18 protein-coding genes and 4 pseudogenes are annotated in these 19,314 nt (G+C 49.4%); 14 read left to right on the top strand and 8 right to left on the bottom strand.

Features of this window, described 5'->3' with window-relative positions:
• Window positions 1-65: 65 nt before the first annotated feature.
• The 11 genes from KG007_RS06280 to KG007_RS06230 all read left to right on the top strand — a co-directional run bounded on the left by KG007_RS06280 (window position 66) and on the right by KG007_RS06230 (window position 7,557).
• On the top strand, window positions 66-317 hold the full coding sequence (locus KG007_RS06280; protein ID WP_213347752.1) for a hypothetical protein: 252 nt from the start codon (window positions 66-68) through the stop codon (window positions 315-317).
• Between the two features lie 11 nt (window positions 318-328).
• On the top strand, window positions 329-1,321 hold the full coding sequence (locus KG007_RS06275) for a hypothetical protein (RefSeq protein WP_213347751.1): 993 nt from the start codon (window positions 329-331) through the stop codon (window positions 1,319-1,321).
• A 574-nt stretch (window positions 1,322-1,895) separates the two neighbouring features.
• Window positions 1,896-2,315, top strand: a complete 420-nt coding sequence (locus KG007_RS06270) for a PcfK-like family protein (RefSeq protein ID WP_213347750.1) — start codon at window positions 1,896-1,898, stop codon at window positions 2,313-2,315.
• A gap of 17 nt (window positions 2,316-2,332) precedes the next feature.
• A complete protein-coding gene (locus KG007_RS06265) occupies window positions 2,333-3,646 on the top strand; it encodes a PcfJ domain-containing protein (protein ID WP_213347749.1) in 1,314 nt (437 codons plus the stop codon).
• 24 nt (window positions 3,647-3,670) lie between these two features.
• The gene (locus KG007_RS06260; RefSeq protein WP_213347748.1) at window positions 3,671-4,939 is read left to right on the top strand and encodes a PcfJ domain-containing protein; all 1,269 of its coding nucleotides are present in this window, start codon (window positions 3,671-3,673) and stop codon (window positions 4,937-4,939) included.
• A gap of 31 nt (window positions 4,940-4,970) precedes the next feature.
• The gene (locus tag KG007_RS06255; protein WP_249413268.1) at window positions 4,971-5,279 is read left to right on the top strand and encodes a hypothetical protein; all 309 of its coding nucleotides are present in this window, start codon (window positions 4,971-4,973) and stop codon (window positions 5,277-5,279) included.
• 11 nt (window positions 5,280-5,290) lie between these two features.
• Window positions 5,291-5,515 carry a hypothetical protein gene (locus KG007_RS06250; RefSeq protein ID WP_213347747.1) on the top strand — a complete coding sequence of 75 codons (225 nt, stop codon included), beginning with the start codon at window positions 5,291-5,293 and terminating at the stop codon, window positions 5,513-5,515.
• Between the two features lie 11 nt (window positions 5,516-5,526).
• On the top strand, window positions 5,527-6,147 hold the full coding sequence (locus KG007_RS06245; protein WP_213347746.1) for a hypothetical protein: 621 nt from the start codon (window positions 5,527-5,529) through the stop codon (window positions 6,145-6,147).
• 56 nt (window positions 6,148-6,203) lie between these two features.
• A complete protein-coding gene (locus KG007_RS06240) occupies window positions 6,204-6,692 on the top strand; it encodes a DUF6956 domain-containing protein (protein ID WP_213347745.1) in 489 nt (162 codons plus the stop codon).
• A 3-nt stretch (window positions 6,693-6,695) separates the two neighbouring features.
• Window positions 6,696-7,361, top strand: a complete 666-nt coding sequence (locus KG007_RS06235; RefSeq protein WP_213347744.1) for a hypothetical protein — start codon at window positions 6,696-6,698, stop codon at window positions 7,359-7,361.
• Between the two features lie 4 nt (window positions 7,362-7,365).
• Entirely contained in the window at window positions 7,366-7,557 is a 192-nt protein-coding gene (locus KG007_RS06230) for an NADH-quinone oxidoreductase subunit F (RefSeq protein ID WP_213347743.1), read from the top strand.
• An 85-nt stretch (window positions 7,558-7,642) separates the two neighbouring features.
• Here KG007_RS06230 and KG007_RS13940 read toward each other — a convergent pair.
• Window positions 7,643-7,789 (bottom strand): annotated as a pseudogene (locus KG007_RS13940) (ATPase); the annotation flags it as partial.
• On the opposite strand from KG007_RS13940, the pseudogene KG007_RS06225 reads away from it, so the two are divergent.
• From KG007_RS06225 to KG007_RS06215, 3 genes and pseudogenes are all read left to right on the top strand, one after another.
• Window positions 7,786-8,378: pseudogene (locus KG007_RS06225) on the top strand (tyrosine-type recombinase/integrase); the annotation flags it as partial. The pseudogenes KG007_RS13940 and KG007_RS06225 overlap by 4 nt on opposite strands.
• 133 nt (window positions 8,379-8,511) lie before the next feature.
• Window positions 8,512-10,230, top strand: coding sequence for an ATP-dependent nuclease (locus tag KG007_RS06220; RefSeq protein WP_213347742.1), 1,719 nt, complete (start codon window positions 8,512-8,514; stop codon window positions 10,228-10,230).
• Window positions 10,230-12,002, top strand: a complete 1,773-nt coding sequence (locus KG007_RS06215; RefSeq protein WP_213347741.1) for a UvrD-helicase domain-containing protein — start codon at window positions 10,230-10,232, stop codon at window positions 12,000-12,002. The genes KG007_RS06220 and KG007_RS06215 overlap by 1 nt, the downstream gene beginning before the upstream one ends.
• Window positions 12,003-12,219: 217 nt before the next feature.
• Here KG007_RS06215 and KG007_RS06210 read toward each other — a convergent pair whose 3' ends face one another.
• The 7 genes and pseudogenes from KG007_RS06210 to KG007_RS06180 all read right to left on the bottom strand — a co-directional run.
• Window positions 12,220-12,651, bottom strand: a complete 432-nt coding sequence (locus KG007_RS06210) for a DUF3872 domain-containing protein (protein ID WP_213347740.1) — start codon at window positions 12,649-12,651, stop codon at window positions 12,220-12,222.
• Between the two features lie 12 nt (window positions 12,652-12,663).
• On the bottom strand, window positions 12,664-12,861 hold the full coding sequence (locus KG007_RS06205; protein ID WP_213347739.1) for a hypothetical protein: 198 nt from the start codon (window positions 12,859-12,861) through the stop codon (window positions 12,664-12,666).
• An 11-nt stretch (window positions 12,862-12,872) separates the two neighbouring features.
• Window positions 12,873-13,764 (bottom strand): annotated as a pseudogene (locus KG007_RS06200) (radical SAM protein).
• Between the two features lie 2 nt (window positions 13,765-13,766).
• Window positions 13,767-15,425, bottom strand: a pseudogene (locus KG007_RS06195) (hypothetical protein).
• A gap of 2 nt (window positions 15,426-15,427) precedes the next feature.
• Window positions 15,428-15,982, bottom strand: a complete 555-nt coding sequence (locus tag KG007_RS06190) for a DUF3575 domain-containing protein (RefSeq protein WP_213347738.1) — start codon at window positions 15,980-15,982, stop codon at window positions 15,428-15,430.
• A gap of 14 nt (window positions 15,983-15,996) precedes the next feature.
• Window positions 15,997-18,555 carry a DUF4906 domain-containing protein gene (locus KG007_RS06185; protein WP_249413267.1) on the bottom strand — a complete coding sequence of 853 codons (2,559 nt, stop codon included), beginning with the start codon at window positions 18,553-18,555 and terminating at the stop codon, window positions 15,997-15,999.
• 62 nt (window positions 18,556-18,617) lie between these two features.
• A partial coding sequence (locus KG007_RS06180) for a DUF4906 domain-containing protein (RefSeq protein WP_213347737.1) occupies window positions 18,618-19,314 on the bottom strand: 697 nt, incomplete at its 5' end.

Below are 19,314 nucleotides of genomic sequence, written 5' to 3'. Positions count from 1 at the left end.
AGCTCCTGAACCAAGATACCATCCACACCGGCTCCGCTACGGCATATAAAAAAAAGTCGAAGGTTATGAAAAGCACAGAAAAAAGGAACAGGAACCAGAAAACCTCCAACCTTCCACTCAGCATAGGTGCGAGTTTGAGGGCAGGGCTGAAAATCGGGGTTGTCGCGCTGGGTTTTCAGCTCTTCGGGAGTGGCTTTCTTTGGGCTGTTTTGGCTCTTGTGTTCTGCTATGACATCTTGCGGGGTATCCTCTCTTGTCTTTTCTCTCTTGTCGTTCTAATCGGCTTTCTGACCTTTCTATTCACGCAAATTTTCTAATCCTTACAACCATGGCAAAATACTATTCGCTCTTTCAGGGCACAACCACCGACACCGAAATTCAAGTCGCAAAAGAGAATCAGATCGTCATTGACGAAGGCCCCGGCGCCTCTACTATCCGGTATGTAGTCTACAAAGTCGAACACACGGCGCACGGATATATGTACCATCTGGTCAACCCCGACACGAAAGAAATCCGCTGTACCGATATTCTCCAGCCGTACTCGCAGAAATTCGGTATCGGCATGTATTACACCGATACGCCGCCGGAATTTATGGATGCTTGGGAGGTCGCCGCCCTCGCTTCGGAAGCCGAGCGGAAAGCGCAGGAGAAAGCCGATGCAGATGCGCAGGCCCAAGCCGAACACGACCGTATCGCGCGAATCGGGGCGGAGCGGCTGGAGAACATTATGCCCGAAAACGTGCAGGGGGTAATCCTCGCCGAACTCAACGAAACGCAGTACACAGACCCGTCGTATGAATGCCGTCAAACACGAAGCGTTCGCACCGTTATTCTCGGCTTTTCGACCACCACCCGCAATGGCTTCGGGGAACTGCGCAGGGCCGCACGGAATCTGCCCGAAACGGCGTCTTTGGCCGAATATAACAAAGACTATGAACACCGTTACCCCGGCTTCACGCTCGGTAAAAGCCCTTATTCGGGGTGGAGCATCCACAAAATGAGCCACTACACCCGCAAGGGATTTATCGACACGCTGGCCTATACCGCCGGACGCGAGGAGAATATACGCCTTGAAAGCCCCAAGCAGAAACCCGCGCAGGAGCAGGAACAAACGACCACACAAGGCGAATTTATCCTCGTAGAGTATTCCGACAAGGCTATTGCGCTGTTTGGAGATACCAAGCCCATTAAAGACCGTTTATCCGACCTCGGCGGACGGTTCAACAGCCGACTGAACTACGACGGACAGAAACGCGCCGGATGGATATTCCAAAAGGCGAAAGAAGCGCAGGTGCGCGAGTTAATCGGCATGGCCGAATAATCCTAAAGTCAAATCCGGGGGCGGTAACCCCGCCCCCCCCCACGAATCAAATGAACATGACGCTTACCGAATATATCAACCAAACAGCCCCCCCCAACCCGGTGTAAAGGTCGTACTTAAAGAGGGCGAATACATCCGGCGCAATACGGTCAAAGCAACTCCTTTCTCCTTTCATACCGCCATAGATATTCCTGCCATTACACAGCGGTACGGCATAGAGGGCAGTTATATTTGGTTGGGCAATAATCCGCAGTTGTTCACACGAAACCCGCAAACGGGGGAATTGCGCGCAAGCGTGTTTTTCCTGCCCGACAATACCCCCGAACCTCCCGAAATCATCCGCTTCCGCCGATTCCTAAAGGCGAACAGCGAGTTTATCGAACAATGGGAAACAGACAATCCGCACGGGGTGAATACATGGGAACGCAACGCTTGCTTCCGGCAGGATTATGCGGAATTTCTCAACGGCGTAAGGGACATTTACGCCCTCTCTAACGCAGACATAGACTATTGGCTGTCCTAATTCAATTCATCAGAGGGCGGTAGCCCTGCCCACACACAATAACAGACGATTATGGCACAAGAAAATAAAGCAACGGACTATTTCAAACAGACGATCCAAAACTATTTGCGCAGTCGTGCGCAGGAAGATGAACTCTTTGCGCCCCGGTATGCCAGCCCAAAGAAGAACATCGACGACTGTATCACCTATATCCTCAATTACGTGAAGCAGAGCGGATGCAATGGCTTTGCAGACGATGAAATCTACTCACTGGCCATGCACTACTACGACGAGGACGACATCGAGATCGGCAAACCGCTCACAAATTGCAAGGTCGTGGTAAACCACACAATTCAACTCACCGAAGAAGAAAAGGCCCAAGCACGGGCAAAGGCCATGCAACGGGCGCAGGACGAAGCCTACAAGAAACTCACGCAAGGGCGGAACAGGCCCAAACCTACCGATGCCGCCAATCAGCAATCCTTATTCTAACCTAATTCCGAGAAGCCATGCAACCGAGAACCAAGTTTCAGAAGAAAGCCGTCGAAGCAAGTAAGAAATTGCCGCCATTGACCCCGGCGCAGGAACGCTGGGCCTATACTAAAGTCGTCGAAGCGGTGGGACGCCGTTCAAGCAAAGGTATCGTTACCTGCCTCGACTGCGGAGAGGTGTTTTACAACGATACCAAACAGAAACATTGCACCTGCCCGGCCTGCCGGACACGACTGCGCATTGAGGACACCCGCAAGCAGAAATTCAACCAGGAAGGATATGCCACCTATATTACGACCTGCGACGGCTTGCAGGTCATCCGGATATTCAAGGTGCATTATTACGCCAAAATAGGGCGGACGCCGCACTATTTCCACGTCGAGGTCATGCAACGTTGGATAGCCCCCGACGGCAAACATTGCACATTGGCTTTGCTCCGGCAGACAATGGGATGCTATTATATTGATTCGTGGATTTATTCTACCCCGATGGAACTGCGTAAGGAGAATACCAACAACAAATTCTATATAAATGTTTATGACCGGATTTATACGGACACGGCCTACCCGCGTATGAAACTTATTCCGGAATTGAAACGGACGGGTTATAAAGGCGGATTTTACGGAGTGAATCCCAAGACCTTATTCTGTACTCTGCTGGGAGATAACCGCGTCGAATCCTTGCTTAAAATGGGCCATAGCGACCTGCTGCGTCTGTATCTGCATGACCGGGGGCGGAACCTCGACAATTATTGGCCCTCCATCAGAATTGCATCCCGCAATGGATATAAAATTGAAGATGCGACCTTGTGGTGCGACTATCTCGACGCCCTGCGCTATTTCGGAAAAGACCTGCACAATCCAAAATACGTGTGCCCCGACGATCTCAAAGCAGCCCATGACTATTATTGTTCGAGACAGCAGGCACAGATTCAGAAAGAAATGGCCGCGGAACGCAGACGGCAGGAAGAAGCATACAACCGTCACATGCTTAAAAGAAAGATGCGATATAACGAGGACAGAACCAAATTCAGCGATCTCGTGCTTTCGGACGGGCGTATCCGTGTTCGTGCTCTTGTAAGCGTAGACGATCTTATCGCAGAAGGACAGGCCATGCACCATTGTGTTGGCGGCTACTATAACAAACTCGATTCCCTGATCCTTTCGGCGACCATCGACGATAAACGTATCGAAACGGTCGAGGTCTCCATAATGCAACTCAAAGTTATCCAATGTCGCGGTGCATGCAACCAACTCACGGAATACCACGATCGTATCGTGGAACTCGTAAACAGCAATATGCGGCTCATCGAAGAACGTATCACCGCCTAATTTCTAATCCCAAATACGATAATTATGCAACCGAGAAACGAATACGAACGACAAGTAGCGGATGCGGCCCGGCCGCTCCGGCCGCTGACCGACAAACAAATAAAGTGGGCTGGCGACCGATGTATTACTCATTACGGTCGCCAGACGAAAAAGGGCGTTATCACGTGCGCCGAGTGCGGACACGCATGGACGGACAAAACCGCGCAGGGGCATTGCATCTGTCCTGTATGCCGCACCCGGCTGACTATCGACGAGTGCTCTTTACGCAGATCGTACAATATGGAACATTATGCCTGCTTTATAACCGCACATAGGGGATTGCAGGTGCTCCGCTTCGTATACGTAGCTTATTACGCATGGATAGGCCAGCCATCCCGATATACCGTTTCCGAGGTCGTACAGCATTGGATAGCCCCCGACGGTCGGCATGCTGTCCGCGCACGGCTTCGCCCGGAGTTTTCATTCGCAACGGGCTGGCAGTACGACAGCCCGCTGGAACTGCGTCCTTATAAACCGTTATACGCCATACATCCCCGGCATATATATCCCAAGCCGAAACTGATTCCCGAATTGCGGCGGAGCGGTTATGCCGGACGGTTTTACAACATCTCACCGTCGGAAATGTTTTGCGCCCTGCTGCGCGACAGCCGTGCCGAAACCCTGCTGAAAGCGGAACGAATTACGCTTCTAAAACACTTTGCCACGACAGCCTGCAAGATAGGCGACTATTGGCCGTCCATCCGTATCGTACTCCGCAACGGATACTCAATCACCGATGCCGGAATGTGGTGCGATTATATCGACCTGCTGCGCTTTTTCGACAAAGACCTGCGAAACGCCCGGTACGTGTGTCCCGCCAACCTGCGGACAGAACACGACCGCTATGTGCTGTTGAAAATGGAATATTACCGCAAGCAGAAAGAGCAGGAGCGCATTCGGGAAGCTATGCAGTACGAGGAGCGGTATAAAGAAGAAAAAGGCCGCTTTTTCGGCATCGACCTCACGGACGGAAAAATCCATGTCCGGGTGCTGGAGAGCATCGAGCAGATACGGCAGGAGGGTGAAGCCATGCACCATTGCGTTTTTACAAACGACTATCACAAAAAGCCCGATTCACTCATTCTCTCGGCCACGATGGAAGGCGAAAGGCTGGAAACGGTCGAGGTGTCGCTGTCCCGGCTTACGGTCATACAGAGCCGGGGAATATGTAATACGAGCAGTCCCTACCACAAGCAAATCGTAGCCCTTGTGCGGCGTAATATGCCGCTTATCGAGCGACGAATGACGGCATAACGGAATACGGCAATAAAAATCGTCATCGCTTATGAATGTCATCTATGAAGCGGACAGCCGCAGGCTAATGGAGAAAGCGGATAAGCAGGTACAGCGGGCCGTCGGTCATGCCGTACAGCTAACCGCAAATAAGACCGGATTCCGAACAGCGACCGAAATATGGCGCGGATGCGCTCTTATCGTAACGCTGGGCCACGACCTCCGCACAACCACGATCCATATATGCCCGCCCGATACAGCCAAACTGCGGCGACGCAGTAATTGGCGTAACGGCTCGGCCTATTATCGTAACGGCGCATTTTGGGGCAGTGTCACTAACACGAAAGCAGAATTAATTTAACCTATACTGTGATGGAAAAGCAACTTAATGAAAGAGAACGAAAAACCTACGAGGTTTTCAACCGATTGAAAACGAAATACCAAGTCGATATTTGCCGATTCGACCATGCGGCGATAACCGTTTTCGGTATTACGGAAAAACAATTTTCCGCCTTATGCGGGAAACTGCATTGTTCCGGCACATACAACGAAGAGCGGCAAACCGCCATTCTGACCAATTTCGAAATATATAAATAACAGACAACGACATGAAAACAATCTATTTGCAGAGACAAGGTTGTACGAACAACTACAATACAAATAATGCGATTAACAGCCATTGGAATTACCATATCGAGGTAAAATCATTGCCGGATAACAGGTACATCATACGTATCGCCCATAAGGTACGGGACGCGGACGGAAAGACCAAGGCGATAAACATAGACGCCCGGTTCCCGTCATTGCCCGATGCCCTCCGGCGCATCGAGCAGGAGTTCCGCACGGAATACGGCGAGGGCATCCGCATATCGGACACGATAGAGATATACTGCCACGGCAGTTTCACCCGCCGGGAAACGGGCGACAGATACCTCGTAGCTTGCTTCTACGAAAAATCGACCGAAACGATCCGGTTATACCCGGAGAACTATTGCCTCGTATCGTTCCGGCACAAGGGCACGAAAGACTACCTCCAGATGGACGGCGCGACAGCCCGCGCTACCTGCCTATATTGCAGGAGCAGGCCGCACAGCACGAAAAGGAAAGGGGATGGACGTGTCATGCGGGTAAATCCGAAGATTTTCTCCGCGAGCGTTTCGCGTGGCTCATCGGCGAAGCTATCAAAAGGCAGGACAACAACCGACCTTGCGGCATCGCCCAAACATTAATCAGATAATAGCGATAATCGGGCCGGGCTTTGCCCGGCCCACAAAACGGAACGATTATGAAAACAGCAGATGTAAACAAAGACCTTATCGGGCGGCGGTGCGAGTGCATCAGTTTCGGAACGGTGGTAACGGGTGTTATCGAGGATATAATGCTGACAAAATATACGGCAGAGATTAAGGTACGCTATGACAAACCCCAGTGCTGGGGGCAAGAGATTTTGTATAGCGGCTGGTCGCAGGGCTACAGGGAGGACGACGGCAGATCGTTGCAATACGTCCGGCTGTTGCCGGAACCTATTGTCCCCAACTATGAAACATTAGTTATAACTTTCGCCGAGCCTATCCGCACGCTGGAGCGGCATATTTTCGACGATTCGCAGGCATGGGGAGTTGCCACGCTCAAAGAGTGGGTCGATAGCTACGAAAGCACCCGTTTTACGCAAATCGGCGACCGCACGGCGGTTATTACCTCGGAATACAACATGAGGAGCGTCCGCGAATGGCTGGAGAAGCACACGGAGATTAAAACCCTGAAAACGGCATAGGACATGGCACATAAACAGGTATATGATTGGGTGCAGGAGGCTAAAGACCTTGCCCGTGCCGAACGGGAGCTGCAAATCGACCATTGGGTGTATATCACCTTCGAGTACCGTGAGGACGACCGCAGTCGGGTCGTCCTCCACAAAATCGACATCCCCCGCAGGATGCTCGACCGCTGGCGGTGGCTCATCGAGTGGCGCAGGGCCGCACTTGTCTGCCACTATCCCCGCAAGAGGGTGCAGATATTCTATTGTTACTACGACAAGCGCACGGGCCTGCAAACGGGCTTCGGCCTCCTGCTCTCCCGCGTGGCGGCAGCCAAGGCGCAAATCACCAAGACTGAACGCAGGATCACGGAATATGTGCATTATATGACCTATAACGACCTGTTCTTCGACTCGGCGACGGACGAACAGCTGCGCTGCGCCAAAGAGAAATTGGCGCAGAAAAGGGCCAACTATGCCGACCTTTACGCCCTCTTGCGAAAAGAGGTCGAAAAACACCGGGTTAACCCCGACATCTACAAACTGTTCGTCGGTTTCGACAAGTTAGGCGAATTCGGCTCGGAACAGGAAGCCCGAAGCCATGCCGATAACTGCGGCCGTAGCGGCACGTTCAATATTATCGGCGACCGCTACCGGGAGAGCTGGTATCAATCTCTAAAAGCATAAAAACATGGAAAGAACGATTAAAGACATCGTGGGAAATACGGTAATCGTAACCAATATCCGCAAAGCGATAAAACAGTGTCGGGAATGTGCCGGAAGCCCCTATAAGATGGAATCGGGGCATACCGTAGGTGAAAACCACGCCTATATGCTTCGGCAGTTGCAGAAATTACAATGCGACCGGCACAAAAAAGACTGATAATACATTTATTTATGTACGCAAAAAATCGGCGGATTCGAACCGCCGATTTTTTGGTTTCTGAAACGCCGATACAAGAAATCAGCTAAATGATAAATTTGTCCCCGTATATACCGTTGATCCACATGGCAAATAGTTTGTCTGTTAGCGAGTAGACTTTACCAATCTCCGTGATAATGTCCTTTTCGAGCAGTTTCTTCGTCGCGGACTGAACAGAACTGGCCGAGGAAAGGACGTAGAGACCTTGCATTGTTGGCGCTTATGTATGACACCGGTGCCCGCGTTCAGGAATTATAGACCTGACGCCTAATTCCATCAGAATAACGTCATTCACATATACGTTAAAACTTTTCGGTAAAGGTCGTAAGTTCCGGATTGTACCACTGATGGAAAAACAAGTAGAACTTCTTAAACGATATATGGAGGAAAATAATCTTACGGAAGAATATCGATTGAAACACCCTCTGTTTTTTAATAGTCGCGGAGAAAAACTGACAAGATCCGGCGTCACATACATACTCAAGACATTTGCGAATATGGCAAGAGCGGCCAATCCCGATTTAATTCCGGAATCGGTAAGTTGCCACTCCTTACGGCACTCAAAAGCGATGCATTTGCTTCAAGCCGGGGTGAATTTAGTGTATATACGCGATATTCTGGGACATACATCCATTCAGACAACGGATATATACGCAAGGGCCGACTCCAAACAGAAAAGAGAAGCACTTGAGAAAAGCTACGTTGATCTAACTCCTGAATCCAACAATCTTGGCTTATGGGAAAAGAATCAGAATCTCCTCGAATGGCTGAAAGAATTTTGATAAATTATGAAGCAAGCGCAGCGGTATAATCGATTTCAGGCCAACAATATTGAAAAACACTTGATAATCACATTGTCAAGTGCTTTTTTATAATTAACTTTACAAATAAAATATTGCAAATAATTATACGGCTATGAGAATAAAAGAACTTTCTGTTGAAAATTATAGAAACTTAAATTCTGCAACAATTGCATTAGAGGAATCATGCAACTTCATAGTTGGGGAAAACAATTTAGGAAAATCAAACATATTAAACCTGCTAAATATAATTTTCACGCGTAGAGGGTTTGCTTATGATGACTTTAGTGATGCAAATTTACCTATAACCGTAAAGGTGCGAATTAAACTTGCAAATGATGAAATTGGGCATTTTGAAGATTTATTTGACGCAGATGATTACACATATATCAATATCGTTTGTAGGCAGGTGTCGCCAGATGAGAATATGGAGTTCTATCATTTAGAGACGGAAACATACATTTCCCCTGCTCTTATTAAATGCTTGAATTTTATATATTATGATTCGTTAAGAAATCCCATATCCGAAATTAATTTTGATAGCAGCAGAGGTGTAGGGCGTTTTTTATCAAGAATGATTAAAGATTATTTGTCAGATAAAGATATTGATACTAACAATTTGGTTGATACCGAATTTACTGATAATTTGTTAGCTAACGTAAACACTAAATTAGGGAAAATAAAATCGTTTAAAGACTATGAAATAAAGGCGGTTTTAGAGGGCGATATTTCACTATTGCTTCCAAAACTCATCTCATTGCAGGATAATAAAGGGGGTTCATTATCAAAGTGTGGATATGGAATCCAGTTTTTATTATTAGTAACTTTATCCATTTTGGATAAGCTTCAAACAATCTCTGACCAACGGGGTGAAACTGGGGTTTTTGTTAATGAAGACACCGGGGAGAAATCTATTTCAGTCGTGTTAGGGCTTGACGAGCCAGAGATACATTTACATCCCTATATGCAACGTTCGCTTGTTAAGTATCTCAATAGAGTTATTAATAATGAAGATTCTGATTTAAGGATACTAATAAAAGAATTATTCGGAATTGATAGAATAGATGGTCAAATAATCATTGCAACACACTCACCAAGTATTATCCTCAATGATTTCAAGCAAATTATTCGACTTTATAAAGATGGAATAAATACCAAAATAGTGTCAGGAACAAACTTATCTCTTGGAGAACAACTCGAAAGACATTTGCTACTTCACTTTCCTTTTATTAAAGAAGCTTTCTTTGCCAGATGTGCCATTTTTGTTGAAGGAGATTCCGAATATGGTAGTTTTCCTCTCTTTGCTCAAAAATGTGGTGTGGATATAGATGATTACGGTATATGTATTATCCAAGCTGGAGGGGATTCTGTCTTGCAATTAATTCAGTTAGCAGAGAAATTCGGTATTCCATGTGTTGGAATTAGGGATAGTGATGGAGATAATACCCCTACAGGTATCCCTAATTTATGGAAAACGACAGCACGTGATTTTGAGGCTGAGTTAATGTGGTTAATTGATTCCGAAAAGGAGAATAAATTATGTGAGATTGTTTGTGAGTTTGATTCAGCCGGTCAGAGTCGAGTCTTGGATGCCGCCGCTTTGAATAAGAGAGCTCATAAAAAATATAATTTTCTGCCAGCTCCGACATCCATCAGTCTTAAATTATTAGATATAGATAAACGAGATATTATGAATCTAAAGGCTTTTTATTCAACATGGTTCTCTATAAATAAATCACAACCTCTTGGCCTTTTAATCGGAATGAAGTTAGAAAAAGACGATATTCCGCAGATATATGTAGATGTAATTGAGTATGCTAAAGGGTTATGCTAATGGATACTTCCGGAATCACTCTTATCAAATCTCGGATTGAAGATAAGCATAAAGGAGACGCAAAGCAATTAGAAGTCGTTTTTTCACCTCATAAACGGCTATTAGTCGAAGCGCCGGCTGGATATGGGAAAACACACACAATGGTGAGCCGAATTGCTTATTTGATAGCAATAGGACAAATACCTGTACCCAAAAGACTTTTGGCTCTTACTTTTAGCGTTAATGCCGCCTATAAAATTAAAAAGGATGTTAGTAAGAATATACCAGAACTATTAGAAGGACTTAACAAGCAAATTAGAATCAAAGAAAAAACATATATATCTAATTATCATGGATTTTGTCGGAGTGTATTGAAAAAGTATGGTCATATATTACATCCGGCATTATCACACTTGGATACATTGCAATCTGTGGATGACAGTAAGAGCGATGCTATCATGCGGTCATTTAAAACCATTTCATTAGATGAAGCAAATATCTTGTCTGATTTTAATTCGGGAGTGAAGACTATTCATGGGAGATATTTAAAAGAGAATATTGATAAGTATAATTCCGTGGTAATTTCTGAACTACTGCCCAAAAAAGCCATCCCTTTCAATGCAATTATAACATTAACTATTAAGTTGTTTCAAGAATGTCCAAATATTCTGACATTTTATCAAAATTATTATACATCGATTCTTGTTGATGAATTTCAAGACACCAATCTACTAAGTTATTGGCTATTGCATTTTTTAGTTACAGAGAAGACAAATTTATTATTCTTAGGGGACTCTCTTCAGCGAATTTATGGTTTTATTGGAGCTGTGCCGAATTTATTATCTCGTGCTAAGGAAATGTTCAATCTTGAGCTTATTACATTGGATAAGAATTATAGATTTGCCTCAAATGAGAATATGCTCCGACTTGATAGGATAATAAGACAAAATGCACTCACCCCTTTCAAGAACCCCGGCGCATTAAATTCCAAAATTGAGTTTAACATCTATGAAGATCAAGCAAAAGAAGCATTAGAAGTTGTTATTAAATCACAGGCGATATTACATGAGCATCCTTCATCTAACGTAGCTATATTAGCCAAGCAAAGGGGGCTGAATATTGAGCAGATTATCAACACTTTTAATTGCAATAAGATACCTTTCTTCTATGGACTGTTCTCTGATGAAGATCCTGAATATGTAAAATTCAACAGGAAATGTCTTTACGAATTCATAGAACTTCTAAAAATGCAGACAAAAGTCACGAAAAAATGCGGGCAAAAACACATAGAAAAAATCAAAGAATTATATGTAGATAACGATTCTCCAACTGTAAAAGCTCTTTTCCAACTATTAGACATATTTTGGAGCCGTGTGTTTGTTGATTACTCATTCTTATCTAACGAGGATAAAATTAATCTAATTAAAGATACTTTTGAGCATAATGGTATAAAGCAATACATGGAGTTTTTGGATACAAAAATAATCATTTCAACCGTGCATGCAGCCAAAGGTTTAGAATGGGACTATGTAATACTACCAGACATGGAAAAAGACTCATTCCCTAATTATTATGGATTATGCAGTAAATGTAAATGTGGCACAGATTGCAATTTAATAGTTAACAAAGAAATAGAAAATTCCTTTCTCGAAGAATTAAGCGTGTTTTATGTTGCTGTAACGAGAGCTCGAAAACAGGTTTATTTTACAGCAAGCAATACACAACTTACTAAATATGGTGCATCCGAGAAAAACTATAGCTGTTTCATGAAATTACCGGGGATTGAGTTTTAATATGGACATTTTGAGGGCTTAATCAAGTATGATCCTAAACTAAAAGAGGATGACTGACAAGTCGCTCTTTTACAAGTTCACCCACGTTGCAGATGATTGTAACGTGGGTGAGCTTTCGTTTTCAAGGATTATTAACTACTCTCTTTTTAAAGCAATTCTTTATGTAAAGTTTTATTGTAAAGGAATATATGTAACTATTTGTATTGTAATACTAACTTTACATAACGTCGTCCTCTACATAAAAGGTGAAACTTTTTTGCACAGCCTGCCCCATATTGTCCTCGATATAAACATCTACGGTCTGCTGGTCGTCGCTGCGGGAGGTGTAATAGAGCCGGAATGAGAAGCGATCCAGCGGATAACGATCATTAGGCCGAAACACCGTCCCGTCATCCATGCGCAGTTCGCCGCATCCGTCCGGTTGAAAGTAACGAATCGTATAACGGGCATCATCGTATTCACCTTCACGCAATAGGGTGCAGCGTATCTCGGCGGTTTCGCCTACGGCGATACGTTTCTGCACGGGCATTGTTTCCAGTTCAAACCTGTACGCCTGCTGTACGTCCAGTTCCTTGTTGCAAGAGGCGACAAGCATGAGCATTACAATGATTCCAGCGCATAGTGCCGCTATTCTTTTGAGTTTTTTCATTGTGTATATAGATTAAAATTCAGAATGTCCGACCGGCTTCTCCCAGTCGGGGATGTCGATTGTATCGGCTTCGATCACCGGACAGCGGATAATTTCCACCTCTTCGTGTTCATAGACATTGCAACCCGTAAAGAGCGATGCGATAAGCGCGACCGCCGTTGCTGCAAGAAAGCCGTACGCGACGGCATATTTGATTTTCAGTCTGTTCATAAGTTCAATCGTTAAGTTCGGTTTTTTCGGTATTCCTCATAATCCACGGAGTAGAACAGCGGTTTGCGGTTGCACCAGTAGGCCAGCCGCCATTGCTCCCGCGAGGGTTTCCCCTCGTGTTCGAAATCCCGGTACGGCTGCGCGAAAGGCTGACACCCCAACGCTTTCAGCTCCCGGATACGTCCGAGTGCATCTTCGGTGTCATCCCTTATCAGCACATAGAAAAATAGTCTCCGGGCCGGAACGCCGTGCTTACGGAGGAGTTCTATGGCTTTATGAACGTCATCCTGCATGGCACGGCTGTCATAGGCCATGCGCAGAAAACGTATCCATTTGACCCGTGCGAGCAGCGCGGCGATCTCCGGTGTGCGGGCGATACGCCGGGCATCGAGTCCCTGATTGAAATCCACCCGTATACCCATGCGGGCAATTTTCTCGATCTGCGCGAGTTCCCCATTCCGAGGCCAGCGGGTTGTTGTCGAGCAGTACGGCACGCTTACGCCCGTCGAGGAACTCTTCGATGTCGGCATGTGCCCGGACTTCACCTTCCTTATGAGGCACGACGCACCACGGGCAACAGTTCACGCATCCGCGCGTCAGGAACCCATAGGCTTCTTTGACCCCATAAAGCGGGTAATCCGGGCATATATGCTCGATCTCTTCGGGAAGAATCGTTGTATAGTCTTTGTAACCCGTTCCGGCCCGCACGACCTCGCAATCGTAACGATCCGTACAATCACGCGAAAAGGTAAAGACCTTCGACATATAGACCTTGTCGTAACGGCCCGTTTCGGGATCGGCAAACTCCACCGTATCGCCCCGACGCTTGTGCCATGCCGAGAGCTTCATCAGCGCGAGATTCGGGAAATTGTGCCCGTCCACATCCACCAGTCCGATCCGCATGACTATTGTTTTAAGAGTTCAGCAATCTCCGGATCGAGATTGCCCCGATATTCCATACGCCCGTCCAAGCGGCATGCTTCGAGAAAATGCTCCCGGCCTTCCGCCTTGCGTCCCAGCCGCGAGCAGGCGATGGCCCGCAGGTACTCCGTTACGGCATCTTTCGGCATCGCGGCCAACAGTTCCAATGCCCGCTCGTTGTGATCCAGCGACAGATGCGCCACGACGGTATTGCGGTCGTTGTAATCGTTGAGAATGTACAAGGCTTTGGCGTATTTGCGCTTCCGTAATAGCTCCACGCCGCGGGCATAGACCGTATCGAGTTCAGTAGTGTGGATCGTATCCTTGACCATCCCTTTACGACGCAGGTTATAGCGGAAATTCACGGCCCGCAGCTGCGGGTAGATCACCGAGCGGATATAGGCATACTCTTTCGAAAACTGTTGCCGGATGGCTTGCTCCCGCCGGTCGGGATTCTTTTCCTCGGCGATCAGCTCCAGAATAGCGTCACGGTTTACGATCTCCCGGTCTGTTCGGATGCGGTTTGTCAACCCCTGCCAGTCTTCGGCCACCCACCGCACGGAGAGCATCGTGTCGATGCTTCTGCCGTATCGGCGGACGAGGTAACGTTTGAGAGCCTCCGCCCGGCCACATGCCAAGATGTTATTCGCGGCATAGCTGCCCTCGGGTGATGCCGCTGCCGTCAGCGTGATGGTATCGACGTAAAACTCCTGCTGCTCGACGATCTGCCGCATCAGGGAGGTGATCTTGTCCAGCTGCCGTCGGTTGTCGCCCAATGTATCGACTACGCGGGTATCGCCCACGAAGAACTGAATGTGGTTGCGATCCTCGACCGTTACGAACTTGTCGATGACCTTGATACGGTAACGCGGCAAGGTATCGACGAAGGAGAGCATCGAGGAGACGACGTAGCTCAATGTATCCGACGGCGGCAGACGGTAGGCGCTGTCGTCCACGGCCAACACCTGCCCCTGAAGCGTTATCAGCATCTTTTTCGAGGTCTCATCGGTTTTCACTGCTTAGGAATAGTAATACGTGACGGAGCTTCGTCCTTCGACCAGTGAGTCGAGCCGGGCGTCCTCCGGATAGGGAAACTTTACGAAACGGTTGAAAGCGTTCTCGCGCCCCACGGTGTCGGGGCGGAATCGTTCGACATAGGTCTCGTACTGCCAGTAGTCGCGTTCTTGCAGCAGCGAGAAACGTCCGCCGCGGATCACCAAGTCTTCGAGCTCCATGCGCCCGTCTGGTCTGTGGAGTATCGGCGTGATTACGACGCTGCGGCTATGGCCCAGCAGGGCTTTAGGTAGTGTCACGATGAAATCCAGCACGACACGCCCGTTGCGTTCGGGAATGGTGCGGGCCTTCGCCTCGACCGTCACCTGCTCGATCCGAAGCGCCATCACACGCTCGCCGTCAGCAAGCGTATCGACCGGGGTGAGATAGAACGTATTGCTGTCACGCTGCAACTTCACAACCTGCGGGCGGTAGTCCTGCTGCCGCTGCTGCCGTTCGGCGCGGGTAAGCTGCGAGAGCGAGGCTGTCGTCCGATGCCGCTGAAGCCGTCCGGCTACCGAGCAGCCGAACATCATCCACAGGCAACTGCCGAGAATTACTCCGGCAGTTATGATTTTTCTTTTTTTCATCCTTAAAACAGATAGCTGAATGAAACTTCCAGTTTTGTCGGGGCCAGCGTCCATCGCCGATAACGGTAGATGTATTCATCCTCCCAGTCCGAGATAGTCGGGTCGCGGCGGGTATCTTTTGTGCGGTAAAGTCCGAAACCAGCTTCCAGAGCGATATTCCATCGTTTCGAGAGCATCCACGCATATCCGTAGCTGACGCCAAGACCGTAGGCATGACCTTTATAGCGTTTTGTGCGGCTTCCGAGATCGTAGCCGACATAGGTAAGGTGCTGTCCGAGAAAGTGCCCGACGAAAGATTCGTAGAACCAGTAGTGGCCGCCGAGCTGCACGGCATGGAAGTTCATCGAAAGGGATGCGGTTTGCACCGGATTCCAATAGCCGGACAGCTCCAGCGACCAGTTGTCCGTCAGGGCCGCTTCGGCCCCGACGTTCAGCGTCGCGCTGCATGCCGCAAGGGCGTTGACCCTTATGGTGAAGATCTGTGCCGAAGCCCTGCGGGGCGCTCCCCACAAGGCTGCAAGCAGCAGCATGCACAGAATGATTCTTGGCTTTTTCATTGGAACACGATTCTTTATTCTTTGATACATCGCACGGGATTGGCCTGACAGCGCAGTTCGCTCGTCGTGCGGCGTGTTCCTGCCAGATAGATCGAGGTGCAGGATACGCCGTCGAAGTACGACGCTCCGTAGTCGAAGTTCCAGAAGTAAGGCGTATTGGTATAGACCTGTCCGTATGTTCCGGCACCGGAGTAGCTGTCGCCGTCAAACGTTCCGCCCGCGGGATAGCGCGCTGTTTTCGTCCCGCTGTATACGATATTCACACAGTATGGAAGCTGTGTTTGCGACATGGCGATCCCTTCGAAGTCGCAGGCGTCGGGAACCCGCCATCCGGGAGGGCAGGGATCGTAGATGGTCTTATGGCAGACCTTGCTCACGTCGTATCCCTGTTCGGTGGTGTTTCCCCAAAGGTTGTGATGGCTCCGGAAGAGCCAGTCCAAAACATCCTCTTCGGGCTCATCGACTTCATAGTCGGCCTTACGGATAAAGGTCGTGGGATGCTGCGTCGCCCATTTCACGCTCATCACCTCCCGTGCGTCATGATCTTCGGGACGGATCGTTCCGTATGCGTAGTTGTCGTGATAGATGAATGAGGCGGGTCTGGCATTGTTCGTAAACGAGGCCGGATACGGGAACGGGTCCTTGCGGCCCCACTGGTAGTAGAGTCCGCAGGCCGTGACTTTCGTATAGTCGGTTCCGACGGCCCCCAGATTCCGGTCCATGAAGATGTCTCCGGAGCTGTATTTCTGCGCTGACGACTCCGGATCGTAGTTTGCAACCCAAATGTGCCATGACCAAACGCACTCGCCCCCGGCGTTGAACAGGCCGATAAGGGCGTTTCCCTGCTGCGTCCCGGTACGAAAGCGGATGCGGCTGCCGTCATAGCCCAGCGAGGAGATCACGCTGTTGGCCTGCGTCCCGGTCTCCCAAACCAATCGTGCATAAGCGCCCGAAAGCCGCTGCGGCGTGATATTGAGCGTCGCGCAGCCGTTGCCCTGCACCGTGGCATCGAACGAATAGTCGCGTAAAAGCTCCGGCGCGATGTAACAGTTGGCGGTATTGAGCGCATCGAGCTGTATTTCGCCGGGCATGAATACAGGGTAGATATGCCGAAGCGGCCCGGCAGGCACGAACTCAAAGGTTTCTTCGTTCGAGAGCAGATGATCGTACTCCGCATCGGAGTACCAGCCGTCGAACGTATAGCCTGCGTCGGGAACGGCCGTGAGCGTGCAGTTTTCCATGCAGAGCGCCACAGTCCGTACTCCCGAACCTTCGGATTTCGTTTCGACATGAAGCGCACCCTCGACCCGGACGCTTCCTCCGCCGTCGGTATGAATGATGGCAGCGTTGGCCATGCGGTGCGTAAAGTCGTAGCTCAGGGTGAAGCCGAGGGCGTCGGTCAGTGTGATACGGTAAGAGAGGAGCGAATTGTCGGCCGTGTAAACCGGCGTGTAATACTCCATTTCGTAGGCATTCTCGCCGGTGGAATCATACAGATCGAAATCATGGACGGCGCCCTTGTCTCCGTAATTGAACGTAAAGCAGTCCAGATCGCCCGAAAGGACTTCCAGCCGTCCGCGCGTCGGGGCCGTGCCGTCAGGGCTGTCCACGTCGATATAGAGGTAGCGCGTGCCGTCCAAAAGGCAGTAGCCGCCGTAGTTGTAATCGTCGAAATCATCCCGGACATGCAGCGTATAGGATGAAATGCGGGTATCGACCTCGCTGTCGCCCAGGATCGAGATGTTGAACCGGTAGTGGATGTTCGTCCGGACATTGAAATCCGAGGTGTTGTTTCCTCCGAGGTAAATATAATAAGCCAATACTTTCGACCCGCGCACGGCGCGGATCAGCAGATACGAGGCATTCGCGGGGGCATTCTCCGGGTTCTTCTGCCGCTGGTCGGTAATCGAAGCTTCTGTGCCTTGCATGTTCGGCAACAGATAGCAGTCGCCTGCGGCCTGCGGCCCAGTGAGTGCGGTTTCCGGACAGTCCGTATAGTCGTTGGGATTATCTGATGGTGCAGCCGCCATATCGAACACGGATACCGAGCGCGGTACGGAAAGCAACTGCACAGATCGCAGTTCGATATCCGCAGGTTTGACGGAAATGTTATAAGAAACTTTTGCCACGCAACGTTGCACCTCGACGGCCGGAAGCATCAGCACACCGTCTGCCGACGGGATTATCGCAACGTCGCCCTCATAGGACATCGGAAGCACGTCGTACTCGTCGGTATGCGACACGGTGAAATCTTCCGATGCAGGGTTTTCACCCAAATCTCGGCCCATGTTAGCGGCAATACGTATCCGGTAGTCACCGGGCCGGCACTCGAAACACAGCGTCGCAGAGGTCTGATAACGGTGCAGGACAACACTACCGTTATCGTCGTAAAGGTAGAAGTTCTGGTCCCGAATCATTGCTTCGTCCGCACGGGTTACGGTCATCATGGGGTCGGGACGAACCGCCATTTCGACCCGAACTTTCATCGGGCGGCAGCAAGCCGGCTCATCCTCGTAGATGCAGCTGCAAAGAATGCTCAGCGGAAGCAATAAGCTATAAAGAAATCGTTTCATCTTGTGTCAAGAAAAAGGGTTCCGCCCGAAAGACAGAACGGAACCCGGTGCAACAATTCGGATTATGCTCCGAGATCGACATTTTGCGTTACGGGCGTCTCCCAGTCGGCGACGGTGACCGTCACGGCGCAATCCTGACCTACGAGACCCGTGATATTGGCCGCGATGCGGTAGTAGCCGTTGCGCAGGATTTCGCCCGCGGCCTTACCCGTCAGCTCGATGGAATAGGTTACCTCCGAGCGATCGTCCGGGGTCGAGGCATTGCCATCCGGATCGTATGTGGCATTGATTTCCAGCAGAACGCGGCTTCCCGCGGCCAAAGCTCCGTTTTCGAAACAGTAGAACAGCGCATTGTATTTTCCCGAAGCCGCGGCGGGGGTCTGCGTGTGGCTGAAGGTCATGGCTCCGGGCGTCGGTGTCCCGGCCACGACGAGCGACTGCGAGGCGGCTTTGGAGAGTTTTACGGAATTGACGGTAAGCGAACCGCCGTATTTCTGGGAGAAAGAAGGGTCGATGGTCGTCTGTAAAGCCACCTTGGCGACGGTGCGTTTGAGCGTAATGCCGATGTTCGTAGTGGTGTTCACGGCCCCGACGGTCTTGGACGTGGAGCCCGACATCACGAAGCCGCCCGAACGCTTGGCCGCGGTGGACACCTCGGCGAAGGTGCCGTTGTAGGTTGCGGCGGAGTTCTCCACGAGAGCTGTAAGGGCCGCGCGGGTTTTGGCCGACGAGGCGTCGTAGTTCGCTACGGGCAGCGAA

It is taken from the genome of Alistipes montrealensis (genome assembly GCF_018362775.1).
GTDB classification, from domain to species: domain Bacteria; phylum Bacteroidota; class Bacteroidia; order Bacteroidales; family Rikenellaceae; genus Alistipes; species Alistipes montrealensis.
Note: the sequence above shows the minus strand (reverse complement) of the source record. Positions and strands in the feature narration are given on the sequence as shown.